Here is a 17468-nt window from a genome sequence, read left to right as displayed (position 1 = left end):
ACTCAGGCAAACAGGCCGTGCAGGAACCAGCGGTATTCGCCGCCGTCTTCCTGCCCGTCGCGCATGGGGCGGCCGGGGCGTTCGCGATAGACCCAGCAGCGCAGCCCGTCGGCGCGTTCGGCAATGAAATAGTCGCGCGTGGCCAGGCCGCCATCCCACCAGCCGGCCTCGATGCGCTCGGGGCGCGTCAGCATGACCAATGGCCCCTGGTACACGGGACGGTGCTTTTCCACACGCAGCGGCTGCGGCGCTTCCAGCAGCCAGAGCGGCCGCTCCGGCGGCAAGGCGCCCGTGGCCGGTGCGCGCGCGGGCGTCTCGCCCACCGGGCACCACTGGTTGGCGCGCTCGGGACGATGGTCGGCCAGCGGCTGTGGCTGCAGCACGTTGTCGCGGCCCAGCCGGGCGACCAGCGTATCGATCAGCCGGCCCAGCTCGGCCGGTTCGGCGCCGGGCTCCGGAAACAGCGAATCGCTCTGCGGCACGCAGGTTTCCATCGTCTCCACGCGCAGCCCCAGGCCGCCTACCGGCGCATGAAAACGCACCTTGTCGAGCTTCTCGCGCAGCAGCTTCGACAGATGCACGGGGTCGCGGCTCGGCTGCGCCAGCGCCAGCGGCACCGGCGTGCTGTCGGTGTCCTCGCCCAGCCGGTAGCGTTCGTGTTCCAGCACCAGCACGCAACGCGTCACGCCGGCCTGCTGCGCCGCCAACCAGCCCGACAGCGCCAGCAGCAGCCGCTGCGCCCCGGCCAGCACGCCTTCGGCCGATTCGATGCGGCCCGGCAGCTCCATGCGTTGTGCAAACGCGGGCGGCGCTTCGAACCATGCAAAGCCCGACGGAACCTTGCCATAGGCCTGGTCCAGCCGCGCCAGCAGTTCGGTGCCGATACGGCGCGACAAACCCGCGCGCGGCAGCTGCCGCACCTGCCCAAGCGTATGGCAGCCAACGCCTTCGAGCCAGTCCGGATCGGTGTACGCCTGCAGGCAGGTCACGGGCAGGCGGTCCAGCAGGCGCATCATGCGCGGCGCCTGCACCGCGCGCCGGGCCGGCCGGACGATGCCGCGCGGCGTCTTGCGCAGCGGCTGGCGCGCCAGCCATGCCGCGCCCTGCGCCGTGGTGCCGCTGCCAACCTGCACGAACGTGCCCAGTTGCCGCACGCGGGTGCGGATCGCCCGGCACAGCGCGCGATGCCCGCCGAACAGCCGCAGGCTGGCCGTGACGTCGAGCATCACCGTGGCCGATTCGGGTTCCGGGTCGATCGTCACGGCCGGCGTGAAATGCAACAGCGTCAGCGCCACGGATGTCACCAGACCGGTCTCGGCGGCCGGATCGCGTTCAAGCTGCACCACATCGGCCGACAACGCCTGCACGCCGCCGCGCCGCATGCCGTAGCACACGCCCAGCGCCGCGGCCGGGCCATTGGCCAGCACCACGCGCTCGTGCGCCATCACGGCCACCGGCAGTTGCTGCAGCGTACCGTTGCCATGCGCGGCGGGGGTGTCGGCGGGCTCAGGCCAGCTCGGCTGCAGCGCGTCCAGCGGCAGGCGCGGCAGATGCACCGCGATCCAGTACGTCATGGGCAATCGGATCGAGACCCGCCGCGACGGCGGGCGTGGGAACGGCAGGCATGCCCGTGCGCCGGGGCACATGGGCCATGCCTTCGAGTGGCAACAGCAACGGCGTATCGCGCACCGGGCCGCGCCGCTTGTGGAAGGTGATCGACATCAGGTTGCCGGGCTGCGGCGACAGCGCCAGCCGCAGCACCGCCGGCGACGAATCGTGCAGCACCCGCATGGGCCGCAACACCCACACCACGGTATCGCCGGCCTGCGCCAGCACCTGCAGGCGCCGCAGCGCCTCGGGGCGCGCGCCGGCCAGCCACACCAGCACCGCGCCGAACGCCTGGCTGCGCAGCATCTGCTCGGCCGCCCAGAGCATGTCCGTGCGCTGCGAGGCCATCGTGGCGGCCACCGGCGGCCGCACCCAGTAGAGCTGCCGTGCGGGCAGGCGGTCATCGTCCAATCCGCCCGCCAGTCCGCCAGCATTCGGCAGGTAAGGCGGATTGACCAGCGCGATGCGCCGCCCGCCGGCCGCCAGCATGCGCAGCGCCGGCATCAGCAGGCGCAATTCGCCCGCGCCATCCTGCGTCAGCAGCAGTTCCGTCACCGCACCGGCCGGCCAGCCGCCGCCCGGCAACTCGGCGGTCAGCGCGTCATAGCCGGTCGGACAGACGGGCAGCCGGCCGGCACGGCCCAGCTGGCCCGCGCGCCACAGGCCGGGATACCGCTGTTCGAGTTCGCGCACCGATTCGCGGGGCGGCTCGGCCAGCGGGGAGGATGGGGGCGCATGGTCCTCCGCCAGAAGCGAAGGCTGCCCATGCGGGACGGGGGTCATGATCGGGTGGTCGGCCCACGCGCAGTCGGCGCGGACATAGGAATTCGTCGAATACTGTATGTTTATACAGTATCGGGGCCGGCGCAAGGGGTACGCTATTCAAGTGCCTGAATCGACGCTTGCGAAGTGATTTTTGCGTCCTTGCCACACTTCCGGGCGGACGATTGCAAACAAGTGTCAAGTGTCATTGTGAAGTGTCAGGCAGTGCGGAAAAATGCGCGGCATGAAAAGGAATACGCGCGAATGCGTGCATCTGCTGATCGAAGGTTTGCAGCGTCAGGGCCCGGTGCGCCGTGACGGGCTGGCCGACGCCTGCGGCCTGTCCGCCGAGGAGACCACGCGCGCCCTGAAAGCCGCGCGGCAGATGAGCGTGATCGACCATGTGCCCTACGGCCCCGGCACGCCGCCCGCTGCCGTCTTCTATCAGCTGACCGGACGCCAGTTGCCGCCGGCACGCAAGAGCACGCGAACTCCGCCAGCCCCCGACGACCGCTTCCAGCCGCTGCTGGAGGCCTGGTGGAACAGCAACGAGCTGGACCGGGCCTGATGCAGGCCGGCCGCCGGAGGACCGGCGGCGGCGCCACGACGGGGTGCACCGGCTACCTGTCCCGCCGGTAGCGGGCCTGCATGATCTGGATCCACTCGCCGTTGTCGGTCTGCATGAATGACGTCAGCGTGCGGTTGTCGTCGTCCTGAAACGCCATCACATCGCGATACTTCGCCATCTTGCCCGGCACCACGGTGCCATCCGGGCCGAACGCCGGACCATCGGCGCGCAGGGTCAGCGTGTTGCCGTCGGCTTCCAGGTCGCCCTCGTAGACCCACATGTGGGTCATCATCGAACCGATGAAGGTACCCACGAAGTGCTGGCGGGCGGGGTCGTAGCCCAGCGTCATGACCGTTACGGCCGGCCCGCAGCCGGGGAATTCGCCTTCGGAGCGGGTCTGCACCCAGCTGTCGCCAACCTTGCTGACCTGCTCGGGAATCTTCCACTTCTCGGCCGGGCCTTCGGGGCCCATCTGGGCTTCGCCTTCGGCTGTCCAGTTGCCAACCAGCCGGTGTAGCCAGCGGTGTTCCTTGGTGATTTCGACTTGCATGCTTAAGTCTCCGGTGGATGAGTTCGGATCGATCTCGCCGTCTTGTGTACAGCGTACACAAATCCTAGGAGATGATCGGAACGATGTCCACATCGGTGTGGCAGCATGACAAAAACTTAATCTTGAGGCGCTCGCATCACTTGGGATGATGGAGGGCGCTTGAGACGGAGTTCAGCTTCGCCCGAAACGGGCTGACCGCCCGCTGCCAGCCGATTACTGCGGCAGGCGAACCTTCGGCACGATGAACTGGTTGCCCGGTGCGCGCATCACGTCGCACTGGGCTTCGCCCTTGCGCGCCTCGCCGGCCTGGTTCACGAATTCGATGCTGCCCACCACGCTGTAGACATCCTCCGCCACGCGGCGCGAGGTGCCTTGCACCCAGCGGAACTTGTCGGGGTTCGGCAGCCTGGCCTTGACGGCCTCCATGCAGGCCACTGGCGCCTCGGGCGCTTCCGGCCTGCCGCCACGCTGACCCATTTCGATATTGACCGGTGCATCGGCGGCGGCTGCCACCATCGGCAGTCCGATGGCCACGCAAGCCAGGGCCCGCACGAGATTGCGGCGCAGGTGTGTTGTCACAGGTGTGTACTCCAGAACGAAAACGGCCGGCACGCGCGCTGCATGCCGGCCGGTTGCCATTGTACTGCGGCGAAAATCCCTTACGGGCTCACGCCATTACACGGACATGTCGCGCGATTCGGGCTTGCGGTCGTCGAACCAGCGATACAGCGTGGGCACCATCACCAGCGTCAGCAATGTCGACGTAATCAGCCCGCCGATCACCACCACGGCCAGCGGCCGCTGCACCTCCGAGCCCGGGCCGTCCGAGAACAGGAACGGCACCAGGCCCAGCATGGCGATGGTGGCGGTCATCATCACCGGCCGGAATCGCTGGGTGGCGCCGCGCACCACCGCATTGCGCAGCGACATGCCCGACTCGCGCAGCGTGCGGATGTACGACACCAGCACCACCCCGTTCAGCACCGCCATGCCCCACAGCGCGATAAAGCCCACCGAAGCCGGCACCGACAGGTATTCGCCGGTGACGAACAGCCCGATGATGCCGCCGATCGATGCAAACGGCAGCACCGTGATGATCAGCGTGGCAAAACGCAGCGAGTTGAACAGCAGGAACAGCAGGAAGAAGATCGCGGCGATGGTGATCGGCACGATCAGCTTCAGGTGGCCCATGGCGCGCTCCATGTTCTGGAACTGGCCGCCCCACTCGTAGTAGTAGCCCTCGGGCAGCTTGACCCTGGCCTCCGTGGCGGACTGCAGTTCGGCCACGAAGCCGCCCAGATCGCGGTCCTTCACGTTGATCATCACCACCACGCGGCGCTTGGCCATTTCGCGGCTGATCTGCGCCGGGCCATCGCTGACCTCGATCTTCGCCACGCTCTGCAGCGGCACCTGGACGCCATCGGGCGCCTGCACCAGCAACTGGCGGATGGCCTGCACGTTGCCGCGGAACTCCTCCGGCAGGCGCACCGCCGCCGCAAAGCGGCGCTCGCCCTCGAAGATGTCCGTGGCGCGCTTGCCGCCGATGGCGATCTCGATGATGTCGTGGATGTCCGACACGTTCAGCCCGTAGCGCGCAATCGCCTGGCGATCGATCTCGATCGACAGGTACTGCTGGCCCGAAATCCGCTCGATACGTACATCCTCTGCGCCCTTGATGCCGCCCGCCACGCGCGCGATCTCGCCGGCCAGGCCGCGAAGGCGGTCGAGATCATCGCCAAAGATCTTCACGGCGATATCGGAACGCACGCCGCTGACCATCTCGTCCACGCGGTCCGAGATCGGCTGCGCCATCACGATCTGCACGCCCGGTATGGCCTTGAGCTTTTCGCGGATGGCGCTGGCGATGTCGTCCTGCGTCCAGCCCTCCGGCCACTCGTCGCGGTCCTTGAGGCTGGCGATCGGCGTCGACTCGTTCTGGCCCTGCGGATCGGCCGGGCTTTCGCCACGGCCCACGCCGGACACCACCGACTTCACGCCCGGCACCTCCAGCACCAGCTTGTTGGCCTGCCGTTCCAGCTTGATCGACTCTTCGAGCGAGATGTTCGGCACGCGGTCCAGCGCCGGCACGATCGACCCTTCCTTCATCTCCGGAATGAACGACGTCCCGAGCATCGGTACGATCATCACCGTGGCCGCGAACAGGCCCACCGCCGACAGCACCGTCTTCCTGCTGTTGCGCAGCGCCCAGTGCAGCATGCGCAGGTAGTGCCGCTTCATGAACGCGATCACGCGCGTGTCATGCTCGGCACCGCCCTTGAGCAGGTACGACGACAGCACCGGCGACAGCGTCAGCGACAGGAACAGCGAGATGGCCAGCGCAATCGAGATCGTGATGGCCAGCGGCGCGAACATCTTGCCTTCCATGCCCTGCAGCGTCATCAGCGGCAGGAACACCAGGATGATGATGCCCACACCGACAATCACCGGCGTGGCCACTTCCTGCACCGCCTTGACCAGGATCTGGTTGCGGGTCAGCCCCGACTTGTCCGCATGGCCCAGCCGCTCGAACGCGTTCTCGACGACCACCACCGAGCCATCCACCATCAGGCCGATGGCGATGGCCAGCCCGCCCAGCGACATCAGGTTGGCCGACAGCCCGATCCGGTTCATCACCATGAACGTCAGCAACGGCGTCAGCACCAGCGTGGCCAGCACGATGACCGACGAGCGCACGTCCCCCAGGAACAGGAACAGCACGATCACCACCAGCACCACGCCTTCGAGCAGCACCTTGGTGACCGTCCACAGCGCGGCGTCCACCAGCTCGCTGCGGTCGTAGTACGGCACGATCTGGAGGCCGCCGGGGATCATGCCCTTCTCGTTGATCTCCGCCACACGCGTCTTGACGCGGCTCACCACCTCCTTGGCGTTGCCGGCGCGCATCATCATCACGATGCCGCCCACGGCTTCGGTCTGGCCGTTCTTGACCACGGCCCCCTGGCGCACCTCGTGGCCGATCGTCACCTGCGCCACGTCGCGCAGGTAGACCGGCGTGCCATTGATCTCCTTGAGCACGATGCTGCCGATATCGTCCACGCCCTTGGCCAGCCCCACGCCGCGAATCAGGTACTGCTCCGCGTAGTGCGGCAGCACGCCGCCGCCCGAGTTGGCGTTATTGCGCGCCAGCGCCTGGTACACCTGCTGCAGGCTGACCTCGTAATGCCGCATGCGCTCCGGGTTGACCAGTGCCTGGTACTGCCGCACGTAGCCGCCCTGCGAGTTGATTTCGGCCACGCCCGGGATCGATCGCAGCAGCGGGCGCACCACCCAGTCCTGCGCGATGCGGCGCTCGGCCAGCTCTTCCTGCGTCAGTTCGCGGTCACCGTCGTCGGGGCGGTCCAGCGTGTACTGGTAGACCTCGCCCAGCCCGGTGGACACCGGACCCAGCACCGGCGTCACGCCTTCCGGCATGCGGCCGGACACCTCGATCAGCCGCTCCATGACGAGCTGCCGCGCGAAGTAGACGTCGGTCTTGTCCGTGAACACGAGCGTGATCAGCGACAGGCCGGCCTTGTTCAGCGACCGCATCTCCTCGAGTCCGGGCAGGCCGGTCATCGACATTTCGATGGGCACGGTGACAAAGCGCTCCACCTCCTCGGGCGAGCGGCCGGTGGCTTCGGTGGCGATCTGCACCTGGACGTTGGTCACGTCCGGGAAGGCATCGACCGACAGCTTGCCGGCCGCGCGCAGGCCAAAGAAGAACAGCACCACCGCCACCACGCACACCACCAGCCGCTGCTTGATCGCGGCCTCCACAAGCGATGTCATCATGGCGGCTTACCCCTGTTCCAGGCGCTTGCGTTCGTTGTCGAGGTGGAACGCACCCTCCACGACCACGCGATCGCCCGCCTTGATACCGCTCTGCACCACGCGCATGCCGTCGCTTTCCGAACCCAGCTTCACCTTGGTCAGGCGATACTGGCCGGGCGCCGTTTCCACGTAGACCTGCTCGTCGTTGCCGTCGCGCACCACGGCGGAACCGGGCACCACCAGCGTATCCACGGGCTTGCCCGCGATCAGCATGCTGGCCAGCATGGCCGGCTTCAGGCGCCCTTCCTTGTTCTCCAGCTCGGTACGGACCAGCACCGTGCGCGATTGCGGATTCACGGTACGGCCCACGTAGATCAGCTTGCCCGTGATGCGGCCGTTGGTATTGGCCAGGGACGGCACCTCGATGTCGACAGCCTGGCCTTCGGCCACCTGGGCCGCCTGCTGCTCGGGCACCTCGGCCACCACCCAGACCCGCGACAGGTCGGCCACGGTGTACAGCGCGTCGGCCGGCTGCACCACCTGGCCCTGGGCCACGTTGCGCTCCACCACGGTGCCGCTGATGCTGGAAAACACCGGCGAATACGACTCGATGCTGCCGTTCTTCGCCAGCGTGGCAATGGCCTGCGCGGACATGCCCAGCACGCGCAGCTGGTCGCGATAGGCGCGCATCTCCGCGGCGGCAATCGCATATTCGCTCTGGCGGCGCTGCAGTTCGGCGCGGCCGATCACGTCGGCGTCGAACAGCTGCCGCGCACGCTCGGCATTGCGGGCCTGCAGGTCGTTCTGGGCCTCGGCCTTCAGGAAGGCCATCTGCGCGGCGCCAAGTTCGCTGCTGTGCAGCCGGGCCAGCACCTGGCCGGCCTTCACTTCATCGCCCAGGATGGCGTAGAGATCGGTCACACGGCCGGTGACGGTGGCGCCGATGCGCGACACACGCTGTTCGTCGAAGTCGATACGGCCCGCCACGCGCAGCATCTCGCTGAACGGGGACGATGCCACGGGTGCCACCTTGAGGGTCTTCTGCAGGTTGTCTTCGGCCTTGACGATGCCGGGCGGCAGCTTGGGCGCCTCGGCAACGGCTTCGGGTTCCTTGGAGCAGCCGGCCAGCGACATCACCATCACGACGGCGGCGGCAATGGAAAGCAGGGAATGAGAGGGACGCATGTTCAGTTCAGATTCTGGGAGACGGGCCGGGAGGGCACGACGGCAGCGGCGCCAGGCGTGGCCGACATGAGCTTTTCGATCTGGATGGCGGCGATCTGCAGTTCGTACTGCGCGTTGATCAGTTCGCTGCGCGCATTGCGCAGCACGCGCTGGGCGTCGAGATAGTCGAGAATGCCGCGCTCGCCAAAGCGGTAGGCGGCTTCCGCCACGCCCAGCGCCGATTCGGCTTCGCGCACGATGCCCGATTCCAGCGCGGTGACCTGCGCCTGCGTGATCTCATACTGCTGGTAGGCGGTGTCCAGCTCCTGCGCGAGTTCGAACTCGCGCGCCTCCAGCGCGGTACGCGCCTGCGTGGCCTGCGCCGTGGCTTCGCCCACCGGGCCGCTGCGGCGGTCCCACAACGGAATCGTCATCACCAGGCCGATCTGCGAGACGTTGTTGTCCGGCTGGCGATCGGTACTGGCGCGCAGCGACACCTCGGGCCAGCGCAGCGAACGCTGGTAGTCCACGCCCAGGCGGGCGCGTTCCAGTTCGCTGCGGCGCTGGTTCAGTTCGGCGTTGTTGGCCTGCATGCTGTCGCGCAGCAGGGCCAGGTTCGGCACGTCGGGCGTATTGGCCAGGCTGCCCACCAGCCCGAAGCGCACCGGCATGGCGCCGCCCACCTGCTGGCGCAGCGTGGCCTTGGACTGATCGACGCGCAATTCGGCCGTCTGCAGCGTCTTCTGCGCCGCCAGCAGTTCGGTATCGGCCTTGATCAGCTCGTAGCGTGGCGCTTCGCCCACATCCACGCGCACCTTGGCGCGCTCCTGGATCTGGCGCATCAGGTTCAGGTCCTCGCGCGCGGCGGCCAGTTCGGTCTCGCGCCGCAACACCTGGAAGTACGCCGTCTTGACCCGCGCGGCCAGTTCGGCACGGAAGGTCTGGCGCTGGGCCTCGGATGCCTCGAGCCCACGGCCGGCCATCTGCTGGCGCAGGTTGCGCTGGTTCGGATAGTCGAACTTCTGGACGACGGCATACGACGGCGCATTGCCGCTGGCCACGCCCGGCTGCTTGCCGGACAGCCGCCCGTACATCACTTCCACCTGCGGGTTCGGATACGCACGGGCGCTACTGATGGCGGCAGTCGCAGCATCCACATTGGCCTGCGCGGCCTCCGCGCCCTTGTTGGTCGATTGCGCGAGTTCCAGCAACTGCGGCAACCCGAAGGATTCCGCCTCGGGCGTGGTGGCACGCGGCATGGCCTTGGCCGCCAGCTTCATGCCAGGCGCCGTGGTGCCGGTGGCGGGTGTCGCAGCCGGCAACTGGCCAGCGCCGGCCTGCGTGCCGGTATGGGCCATTTTTGCGGGTGCGTTGGCAGGCGCGTTGGCAGGCGCAGGGGCTGGCACGGGCGGAACGGCCCAGGCCGGCGCCGCCACGAACGACAGCGACGCGACCCAGGTCAACGATGTCTTGGTCTTCATGTCGGAATGGTTCAAACGGTACGGCTTGCCCGGCCACCCACGACAGGCGCGCCGCGTGCCGGCCGGCATCGGGACACCGGGCGGCAAACGGCAAACGCTTTCAGCCGCGACGCAGGGCGGTCGCGGGCATCAGGGGGCGCAAAGGCAAGGACGAGCGCACCGTCCGGCATCAGCCGGGACGGTGGCCGGGAGACTCAGGCGCGGAGATTGGGCGGCCGGAACAGGCCTTCGGATTCGAACGTGGTACGCGCGGTGGGCGCCTGGAAGCGGTCGCTCACGGATTCGGCGGGTTCGAAATTGGGGAGGACAAAGAGTGCGCTGGTTTCGTCGACCGCATCGAACAGATCGAGCGGGTCGAGCAGGTCAGCCGACCAGATATTGCAGTAGCCCGGCGGCGGGCCATCATCGACGACCTCGTCGTCGGCACCGAAATCGGGGTCGCCCGGCAGCACCAGTTGGGCCAGGTCGTCGCCGGTTGCCAGCGACGCATAGTCGGGCCCCTCGGCCGGTGCCGCCTTGACCGCATGGATCGCTGGCTCGACTTGCGGCGCAGCCGCGCGCACGTTCGCCGCTGCCGCAAAGGACAGCGCGGACAGGCACATGGCAGTCAGCAGGAAGAGAACGAAACGTAACAAGATGGGGGCGCGATTGCAGACATTGGGCAGACAATGCCGACAGCATTGGTGCGGCACAGCATTGTAACCGAACGCAACAATTGACTAGGAAAACGGCTATGAGTTCCTTTTCGAGCGCGCCCGGGCGCCGCCGTCTTGCATGGCTCTATATATCAGGCGGCCCTGGCGGACAGCGCGGGATAGTCGGTCAGCCCCTCTGCCCCGCCGCCGAACAGCGTGTTGCGGTCGTGTGGATTCAGCGCGGCGCCGGTGCGCAGGCGCTCGGGCAGGTCGGGGTTGGCCACGAACGGACGGCCGAAGGCGATCAGGTCGGCCCAGCCTTCGCGCAGCGCGGCATTGGCGCGCTCGGCGGTGTACTTGCCGGCGTAGATCAGCGCGCCCCGGAATACCTCGCGCAGGCGCTGCTTGAACGCCAGCGGCATATGCGGGGCATCGTCCCAGTCGGCCTCCGCAATGTGGATGTAGCCAACGCCCAGCTCGCCCAGCCGCTTTGCCGCGGCCGTATAGGTGGTTTCCGGGTCCGCATCGACGCAGCCGTTCAGCGTGGTCAGTGGCGCCAGGCGGATGCCCACCCGATCCTTGCCGCCCGTGCCCTCGATCAGCGCCTGGGCCACCTCGCCCAGGAAGCGCAGGCGGTTGTCCAGCGATCCGCCGTATTCGTCGGTGCGGTGGTTGGCCCCGGAGTCGATGAACTGGTTGACCAGGTATCCATTGGCGGCGTGCAGCTCCACGCCGTCGAAACCGGCCGCCATCGCGTTGCGCGCGGCCTGGCGGTATTCGTCGACGATGGCGTGGATCTCGTCCACGCTCAGCGCACGCGGCTGCGATGCCTGCACGAAGCCCGGCGTGCCGTCGCGCTCTGCCACGAAGACGTTGACGCCCTGTGCCTGGATCGCCGACGACGAGACCGGACACTGGCCGTCCAGCAGGCTGATATGGCTGAGCCGGCCCACGTGCCACAGTTGCGCGAAGATGCGGCCGCCGGCGGCATGCACGGCGCGCGTGACCTTGCGCCAGCCGGCCACCTGCTCGGGCGTATGGATGCCGGGCGTCCACGCATAGCCCTTGCCCAGCGGCGAAATCCACGTGCCTTCGCTGACGATCAGGCCGGCGCCGGCGCGCTGCGCGTAGTAGTTGGCCATCAGGTCATTGGGCACATCGCCGGGCTGGCTGGCGCGCGAACGCGTCATTGGCGGCATGACGATGCGGTTGGGCAGGGTCAGGCGGCCCAGCGACAGGGGCTGGAACAGCGGTGCCTGCGAAGCGGGTTCGATCGAAGGTTGGCGCATCGGGAAACTCCTGTGTGGATCGATTGGATCAGTCCCACGCCGGCGCCAGGCCCGCGGGGCTGACCTCGCGGCCGTTGCGCTCCAGCGCGGCGATGGCCGCCATGTCGTCGGCATCGAGCGTCAGGTCACGCGCCAGCAGGTTGCTGGCCAGGTTCTCGCGCTTGGTCGACGACGGAATCACCGCATAGCCAAGCTGCAGCGCCCACGCCAGCGCCACCTGGGCCACCGTGGCGTTGTGCTTCGCGGCGATGCGCGCCAGCACCGGGTCCTTCAGCACCTTGCCGTAGGCCAGCGTCATGTACGACGTCACGGCAACGCCCTGTTCCTTCAGGTATGCGGTGAGCTTGCGGTTCTGCAGGTACGGGCTCAGTTCGATCTGGTTGGTCGCGATCTCGCCCCGGCCCACCACGTCGATGGCCTGCTGCGTCAGCGCGATATTGAAATTCGACACGCCGATCTGGCGGGTCAGGCCGCGCGCCTTGGCCTCGGCCAGCGCGCCCATGAACTCGGGCAGCGACACGCCATTGCCCGGCGCCGGCCAGTGGATCAGCGTCAGGTCCACGTAGTCGGTGCGCAGCTTGTCCAGGCTCTCGCGCAGGCTTGGCACGAGCTTGTCGGCGGCGTAGTTCTCGGTCCAGATCTTGGTGGTCACGAACAGCGCGTCGCGCTTGATGCCGCTTTCGTCGATGGCCTGGCCCACGTCGGCCTCGTTGCCATAGATCTGCGCGGTATCGACCGCCCGGTAGCCCAGATCCAGCGCGTTACGCACCGAATCCACGGCGGCCTGGCCGGTCAGACGGAACGTGCCAACACCAAAAGACGGGATGCTCATCGGGTAACTCCTGTGACATTGCGGATTCAGCTGGAATGACCGCAGTATGCCGAAGCTACCTTTGCAGATTAAGCCGCGTATTGGCGAATAAATGTTGATCTGAAATCAACAATGGACCGCGTCAGTCTTCCATCTCCTGCAGGACGCGCCACTGAATCTTGCCCGTTCCGGACTTGGGCAACGCCTCCACGAAGCGGACGATGCGCGGCGCCTTGTAGGTCGCCATGTGCTCTTTACACCACGCGATGATCGACGCCTCGTCGGTGCCCGGCGCCCCATGGTGTCCTGGCTTCAGCACCACCACGGCCTTTACCGTTTCGCCGCGGCGGGCATCCCGCGCGGCGACCACGCAGGCCTCGTGGATGGCCGGATGGCCGTACAGCAGACTCTCCACCTCCGCGGGCCACACCTTGTAGCCGTTGGCGTTGATCATGCGCTTGAGCCGGTCGCGCATGAAAAAGTAGCCCTCGTCGTCCACGTAGCCCAGGTCGCCCGTGCGCAGGAAACGCTTGCCGTCGATCTCGATGAAGGTTTCGGCGTCGGCCTCGGCATTGCGCCAGTAGCCGGCCATGATCTGACCGCCGTGCAGCACGATCTCGCCGGTTTCGCCGGGCGGCAGCTCGGCAAGCGTGGCCGGGTCCACCACGCGCGCGTCCACGCCGAACGTGGCCACGCCCAGGCACTCGCGCTTGGCGCGATGGCGCGGATTCGACAGGATGAACGCCGCCGTCTCGGTCATGCCATACGCTTCCACATAGGGCAGGCCGAAGCGCGTTTGCAGCGTGGTGGCAACCGCTTCGGGCATGGCCGCGCCACCGCCGCCCAGGAACGCCAGGCTGGACAGGTCGCGGGCATCGATGCCGGGCTGCGCAAAGAAGTCCACCAGCATCGCCGGGGGTGCATTCCAGTTGGTGACCCGGAAACGCTCGATCAGCGCCGCCGCCAGCGCCGCATCCCAGCGCGGCATCAGCACGATGGTCGCGCCCAGGTACAGCGGCGCGTGCATGCCGTTCTGCAGGCCGAGCATGTGGAACAGCGGCGCCACGGCCAGGAACACACTCTCGGGCCCGTTTGCGCGCCAGACCTGCGAACCGGCCGCCGCGCACATCAGCGAGCGATGCGTGTGCATGCATCCCTTCGGCCGTCCGGTGGTGCCCGATGTGTAGGCCAGCAGCGCCAGGGTGTCCGGGCCGGCCTGGTGCGGCCACGGCACGCGCTTTGCCGCAATCGCCGCCAGCCACGTCGTGGCCGGCCCGGCCGTGCCGGACGCGGGCGGCGGGTTGCGATCCCGTACCCACCCGGGCACCGGCAGGCCGCCGTCGTCGGCAAGCGCATCGGCATAGGCAAAGGTGATGACGCGTTCGATGGCCTGCCCGTGCAGCGGCGCCACCTGCGCATAGAGGTCTTCGGCAACGATGGCCACGCGTGCGCCGCTGTCGGCCGCCACATGTTCGATCTCGCCGGTCAGCCACATCGGGTTGGCCGGCACCAGCACGGCCTCGGCCCGCAGAATTGCGTAACTGGCAATGATGTATTGCGGGCAATTCTGCGCGCACAGCATCACGCGGTCACCGGGCTGGACGCCGCAGTCCTGCTGCAGGTAGCCGGCCAGCCGCTCGATCTCTTCCAGCAGCTGCGTGTACGGAATGGCGGTGCCAAAGTACTGGATCGCCGTCTTGCCGGGATAGCGGCGCGCCGCGTGTTCGACGTTGTAGACCAGGCTGGTGGCCGGTACGTGGATCGTGCGCGGTAGCCCTGACGGCCAGTGCGCAGCGCGGCAGGCGGTCGATGCGGGCACCATGGATGGGAGGGTCATCGTGGAGTCTGGAAGTCATCGGGGAGGCAGGCCGCCCAACGATAGTACGGGGCGCCGCCTTGCGTATTTGCGATTTGCGAATCGGGCCTTCGCCTGCCGCAAACCGGGGCGGCCCCGGGTATCCATGCGCGCAAAACCCATGTAACAATCGCGGCCACAAGAACATCGATCCAGGAGACCCTCCGCCATGCAGCCCAGCCCGCCGGGTGCGCGGCGGCACGACGCCGACGGCACCGCGAGGCCGCAGGCGATGCCGACGATGCCGACGATTGTTGCGTCGAAACTGGTGCCACCGGCCTGTGCCGAGTCCCATCTGGCACGTCCGCACCTGGTGGACAGCATGCTGACCGCCCACAGCGCGCGGCTGGTGCTGATCCGTGCGCCGGCCGGCTTCGGCAAGACCACGCTGATGCAGCAGTACCTGGCCGCGCGGCAGTCGCTGGGGCACACCACGGCGTGGCTGCGGCTGGATGCCGCCGACAACGACCTGCCGCGCTTCCTGGGGCACCTGGGCGCGGGGCTGCGCGCACTCGCGCCCGACACGCCGCAGGCATCGGCCTCCGCCGAACGGCTGGCGGCCAGCGTGATTGCCGCCGTAGCCTCGCAGAAGGCACCGTTCGCGATCCTGCTCGACGACTTCGAAACGATCCAGAGCGAATCCGTGCTGAACTTCGTGCAGCTGCTGCTGGAATCGCTGCCGCCCGTCGGCACGCTGGTGGTGGCCTCGCGCACCATGCCTGCGCTCGGCCTGGGCCGCCTCCGCGCCCGGGGCAATCTGCTGGAACTGCAACCTGGCGCACTGCGGTTCACCCTGCCCGAAGCCACGGTGTTCATCCGCGACAAATGCGGCCTTCCGCTCGGCGATGCGGAGATATCGAGGCTGCACCGCTATACCGAGGGCTGGGCGACCGCCATCTTCCTCGCCACGTTGTCGCTGCGGCAGCGCACCGATTACGGCCGCTTTGTCTCGTCGTTTTCGGGCTCGAACACCGAACTGGCCGAGTATCTTGCCGAGGACATCCTCGGCGGGCAGACCGACGCCGTGCGCAGCTTCCTGCTCGAAACCAGCATCCTGTCGCAACTGTCGGCGCCGCTGTGCGATGCCATCCTGGGCCGCACCGATAGCCAGGCCATGCTGGCCACGCTGGAGCGCAACAACCTGTTCCTGTTCCCGCTCAACGGCGAACACGACGAGTACCGCTACCACAGCCTGTTCGCCAGCTTCCTGCAGCATCGGCTGCACGCGCTCGACCCGGCACGCGAAGCCGCGCTGCACGCAGCGGCAGCGCGCTGGTATCTGGCGGCCGACCGGCCCGTCCCTGCCATCGATCATCTGCTGCGCGCGGGCCTGCACCACGAAGCCATCGCACTGATGGCACAGCACGCCGACGCCCTGCTCAACAACGGGCGCGTCAGGCTGCTGTCCCGCTGGTTCGATCTGGTCCGCGACAAGCTGCGTACCGCCGACCCGCGCGTGCGCATCAGCGCCGCATGGACCTTGCTGCTGAACCGCCGCTTCGACGAAGCCATGGCCACGGTGCAGCAGATTGCAGACGACACGACCGCCGACGCGGCACGCGAAGCGGTGCAGCTGCAGGCCGAAACGCTCCGTTGCGTGCTGTTCGCGATGACGGACCAGATCGATGCCTGCCGCCGCACCGGCCTGCCGCTGCTCGACCGCCTGCCACCCGACGACTCGTTCCAGTACTGGATGCTGGCCAATTCGGTGGCATATGGCCTGGTGTCGGGGCGCCGGCACGACGAAGCGCGCCAGGTGCTGGCCCATGCCGGTGCCAGCGGTCGGCTCGGGGCCGCGCCCGGGGCCGCATTGCTGCGCAGCGTGGCCGACTGCCTGGAGAGCATCATCGACCTGATCCACGGCAGGCTGGGACGTTCGATGGCCCGGCTGCGCACGGCACAGCAGGCGTGGCAGGAGCGTCCGGACGCGGTCACCGGCGGCCGCGCCGCGGCGGGCGTGATCCTGGGGCTGCTGGTCTATGAATCGGACCAGATCGATGAAGCGGCGCGCTTTGTCAACGACACGCTGCCGTTTGCCAAGATGACCGGCCCGGTCGATTCGATGACGACCTGCCATATCCTCAGCGCCCGGATTGCGCTGGCGCGCGGCGATCGCGACCTCTGGCACCGCCGCCTGCACGAACTCGATGAACTGGGCCGCCAGGTGCAATCGCAGCGGGCAATCTGCTCGGCGTGGCTCGAGCGCGCACGTGTGGCCACGCTCGACGGCGCACTCGATGCCGCCGCGCAGTCGCTGGATGCCGCGCAGGCGCACGGCGCGTGGGAAGCCCTCGACGACGCCGGCTACGGCAATGAGGTGGACACCCCGACGATAGCGCGCTGGCGGCTCGACATTGCCCGCGGCCCCAGTCGCGCGGTGTGCGATGCACTGGCTGCCGCCATCGCCACGGCTGCCGCGCAGCAGCGCCACTGGCGCCTGCTCAAGCTGCGGTTGCTGCATGCGATGGCGCTCGATTCGGTGGGCGAGGAACGGGCCGCCTTCGACGCGCTGACCGCCGCCCTGCGCGTGGCCAGCCACGAGGGACTGATCCGCACCTTCGCCGACGAAGGCGACCGCCTGGCCGGCCTGCTGCGGCGGTGGCTGGTCACGCAACGCGGCGGCACGGTGTCCGGCGTGGCCGCGACCTTCGTGCCGGCGCTGCTGGCGCGCATGGGCATGTCGGAAAACACTGGCACGGCCGCCCCGTCGCCATTCCAGAGCCCGCCCGCACCGGACGCGGGCCTCGACGCGCTGACGGCCCGCGAACTCGACGTCCTGCGGATGCTGTCGCTGGGCCACCGCAATCGCGCGATTGCCGAGAAGCTCTTCGTCTCCGAACTGACCGTGAAATCGCACCTGCGCCGCATCAGCGCCAAGCTTGGCGCGCAAAGCCGCACCGAGGTGGTGGCGATTGCGCGCGCGAGGGGGTTGCTGGACTGACTGGCTGAAAGGCTCCCCTCCCCGCAGGCGGGA

General features: G+C 68.1%; 13 protein-coding genes. 2 read left to right on the top strand and 11 right to left on the bottom strand.

Annotated features, from left to right (window positions below; genetic code table 11):
• Positions 1-2: 2 nt before the first annotated feature.
• The gene (locus tag AC24R4_RS09595; protein ID WP_400392834.1) at positions 3-1574 is read right to left on the bottom strand and encodes a Y-family DNA polymerase; all 1572 of its coding nucleotides are present in this window, start codon (positions 1572-1574) and stop codon (positions 3-5) included.
• A complete protein-coding gene (imuA, locus tag AC24R4_RS09590; RefSeq protein ID WP_400392836.1) occupies positions 1507-2391 on the bottom strand; it encodes a translesion DNA synthesis-associated protein ImuA in 885 nt (294 codons plus the stop codon). The genes AC24R4_RS09595 and imuA overlap by 68 nt, the downstream gene beginning before the upstream one ends.
• Before the next feature lie 223 nt (positions 2392-2614).
• Here imuA and AC24R4_RS09585 point away from each other — a divergent pair, with 223 nt between their 5' ends.
• Entirely contained in the window at positions 2615-2938 is a 324-nt protein-coding gene (locus AC24R4_RS09585) for a hypothetical protein (RefSeq protein WP_400392838.1), read from the top strand.
• A gap of 52 nt (positions 2939-2990) precedes the next feature.
• Here AC24R4_RS09585 and AC24R4_RS09580 read toward each other — a convergent pair whose 3' ends face one another.
• From AC24R4_RS09580 to AC24R4_RS09540, 9 genes are all read right to left on the bottom strand, one after another.
• On the bottom strand, positions 2991-3488 hold the full coding sequence (locus AC24R4_RS09580) for a DUF1579 domain-containing protein (RefSeq protein ID WP_400392840.1): 498 nt from the start codon (positions 3486-3488) through the stop codon (positions 2991-2993).
• 213 nt (positions 3489-3701) lie between these two features.
• Positions 3702-4067: a DUF2880 domain-containing protein gene (locus tag AC24R4_RS09575; RefSeq protein WP_400392842.1), complete on the bottom strand. Its 366-nt coding sequence runs from the start codon at positions 4065-4067 to the stop codon at positions 3702-3704.
• A 96-nt stretch (positions 4068-4163) separates the two neighbouring features.
• On the bottom strand, positions 4164-7280 hold the full coding sequence (locus tag AC24R4_RS09570) for an efflux RND transporter permease subunit (protein ID WP_400392844.1): 3117 nt from the start codon (positions 7278-7280) through the stop codon (positions 4164-4166).
• A 6-nt stretch (positions 7281-7286) separates the two neighbouring features.
• Complete coding sequence (locus AC24R4_RS09565; RefSeq protein WP_153949438.1) at positions 7287-8444, bottom strand: efflux RND transporter periplasmic adaptor subunit; 1158 nt, start codon at positions 8442-8444, stop codon at positions 7287-7289.
• Positions 8445-8446: 2 nt separating this feature from the next.
• Entirely contained in the window at positions 8447-9904 is a 1458-nt protein-coding gene (locus AC24R4_RS09560; protein WP_487522840.1) for a TolC family protein, read from the bottom strand.
• A gap of 194 nt (positions 9905-10098) precedes the next feature.
• A complete protein-coding gene (locus tag AC24R4_RS09555; protein ID WP_487522839.1) occupies positions 10099-10539 on the bottom strand; it encodes an auxiliary protein of the heavy metal cation-transporting efflux system HmyCBA in 441 nt (146 codons plus the stop codon).
• A 152-nt stretch (positions 10540-10691) separates the two neighbouring features.
• Positions 10692-11828, bottom strand: coding sequence for an alkene reductase (locus tag AC24R4_RS09550; protein ID WP_487522838.1), 1137 nt, complete (start codon positions 11826-11828; stop codon positions 10692-10694).
• Between the two features lie 28 nt (positions 11829-11856).
• Complete coding sequence (gene dkgB, locus AC24R4_RS09545; RefSeq protein WP_487522836.1) at positions 11857-12660, bottom strand: 2,5-didehydrogluconate reductase DkgB; 804 nt, start codon at positions 12658-12660, stop codon at positions 11857-11859.
• Positions 12661-12781: 121 nt separating this feature from the next.
• Entirely contained in the window at positions 12782-14461 is a 1680-nt protein-coding gene (locus tag AC24R4_RS09540) for a long-chain fatty acid--CoA ligase (RefSeq protein WP_487523003.1), read from the bottom strand.
• A gap of 202 nt (positions 14462-14663) precedes the next feature.
• On the opposite strand from AC24R4_RS09540, the gene AC24R4_RS09535 reads away from it, so the two are divergent.
• Complete coding sequence (locus AC24R4_RS09535; protein WP_487522835.1) at positions 14664-17435, top strand: winged helix-turn-helix domain-containing protein; 2772 nt, start codon at positions 14664-14666, stop codon at positions 17433-17435.
• Positions 17436-17468: the final 33 nt, after the last annotated feature.

It is taken from the genome of Cupriavidus sp. CER-90, assembly GCF_057652055.1.
The sequence above is the reverse complement of the archived record's forward strand: the minus strand, read 5'-3'. Positions and strand labels throughout refer to the sequence as shown.

Coding starts and splice junctions, on each gene's coding strand:
- AC24R4_RS09595 (WP_400392834.1), bottom strand. CDS start 1,574: ATGACGTACTGGATCGCGGTGCATCTGCCGCGCCTGCCGCTGGACGCG.
- imuA (WP_400392836.1), bottom strand. CDS start 2,391: ATGACCCCCGTCCCGCATGGGCAGCCTTCGCTTCTGGCGGAGGACCAT.
- AC24R4_RS09585 (WP_400392838.1), top strand. CDS start 2,615: ATGAAAAGGAATACGCGCGAATGCGTGCATCTGCTGATCGAAGGTTTG.
- AC24R4_RS09580 (WP_400392840.1), bottom strand. CDS start 3,488: ATGCAAGTCGAAATCACCAAGGAACACCGCTGGCTACACCGGCTGGTT.
- AC24R4_RS09570 (WP_400392844.1), bottom strand. CDS start 7,280: ATGATGACATCGCTTGTGGAGGCCGCGATCAAGCAGCGGCTGGTGGTG.
- AC24R4_RS09565 (WP_153949438.1), bottom strand. CDS start 8,444: ATGCGTCCCTCTCATTCCCTGCTTTCCATTGCCGCCGCCGTCGTGATG.
- AC24R4_RS09560 (WP_487522840.1), bottom strand. CDS start 9,904: ATGAAGACCAAGACATCGTTGACCTGGGTCGCGTCGCTGTCGTTCGTG.
- AC24R4_RS09550 (WP_487522838.1), bottom strand. CDS start 11,828: ATGCGCCAACCTTCGATCGAACCCGCTTCGCAGGCACCGCTGTTCCAG.
- dkgB (WP_487522836.1), bottom strand. CDS start 12,660: ATGAGCATCCCGTCTTTTGGTGTTGGCACGTTCCGTCTGACCGGCCAG.
- AC24R4_RS09540 (WP_487523003.1), bottom strand. CDS start 14,461: ATGGTGCCCGCATCGACCGCCTGCCGCGCTGCGCACTGGCCGTCAGGG.
- AC24R4_RS09535 (WP_487522835.1), top strand. CDS start 14,664: ATGCAGCCCAGCCCGCCGGGTGCGCGGCGGCACGACGCCGACGGCACC.